The 1,088-nt window shown below is 41.7% G+C and carries 2 protein-coding genes; both read right to left on the bottom strand.

Annotated features, from left to right (window positions below):
• Positions 1-362: hypothetical protein (locus tag F6K53_RS44875; protein WP_293087552.1), on the bottom strand; the 362-nt coding region annotated here is incomplete at its 3' end.
• Positions 363-516: 154 nt separating this feature from the next.
• On the bottom strand, positions 517-1,088 hold a 572-nt coding region (locus F6K53_RS44870; RefSeq protein WP_293087550.1), incomplete at its 5' end, for a cysteine dioxygenase family protein.

Genomic DNA, 1,088 nt, shown 5'->3' with positions numbered 1-1,088 from the left:
GAAGTAATATCTAAAAACCTCTTATGCTCACGGTGCAGTGCCCTTATGTAATTCAATGCAACTTTTCGCAACCAAGCCCTTGGATTAATAATTGGCTCTTTTAAGTCACCCTTAATTAGAAGCATATAAAGTACCCCATCAACGTCTAAATGCAACTCTAGTCTCCCGGATTCGATTAGTTTTTGGACAAGTAAAAAGACATCGTTTTTGATGTCTTCATGGGTATACTTGCCCTGAAGTTTAAATTGGCACAGCCAAACTTTTATTTTAATCGATAGTGAATCTAAAAGGTTGGCAAGTTCTTCCTGTTTCATCATCCCCCCCTGGTAGAAGCAATTTTCACCTGGTTGTGGTTTGACCATTTAAATTCTTCTCCTGATCATGCAAACTGGTGTAAATGGAATCACTTATGTTGTCACGATTGTCACGGTTGATAGGGCAGACTATAAAAATAGTTTCTGCTCTGCCCAATAACAAAAAGCTAGACTCAATTGCGATCAGCAAGGGCCAAGCCGATCATTTTCGCCTATCAACTAAATCAGGACAAGATGTATCCGGTTCACAATTTTCTACAGGTTCACAGGATATAAGTCTTTGTTTGAAGAAACGAACATGCACAGTAACCAGTCTTTCTTGGGACTCGTTAGCAAGTTGGTGAGTCTGATCAAACCCAACGCAGACTAACTCACCTTCTGTGAACTTTTTCTCGTCCTTTGTTCGGTAGCCCTGCTTTCCTTGTAAGTGCTCCACTGGATCATAAAAGCGGTGGGTAAGGGTTCCTTTGTAGACACGGATTATGCTAATTTCCTCTCCGTGGGTATGTATTTGTGAAAACTGACCCGGCTCCCAAGAAATAACAAAAATACCACCAAAAAGGGTCATACAAACTAAGCGGCGATGGTAGTCACTCTCTTTAAAACTAATAGATTGCTCGATTAGCTTTTGACTCAAATTAAGGTTCGCCGCAAGCTCTTTGAACCTCTCCATACTCATGTCTTGGGGCGCTATGGCATTTACCTGATAGATAAACTCGTCTAGCGAAAGGAGACCAGAGCAACCTGAAGAGGGAGAAGACTGCAAGGGCTGGC

It is taken from the genome of Moorena sp. SIO4A1 (assembly GCF_010672065.1).
Classification (GTDB): domain Bacteria; phylum Cyanobacteriota; class Cyanobacteriia; order Cyanobacteriales; family Coleofasciculaceae; genus Moorena.
The sequence above is the reverse complement of the archived record's forward strand: the minus strand, read 5'-3'. Positions and strand labels throughout refer to the sequence as shown.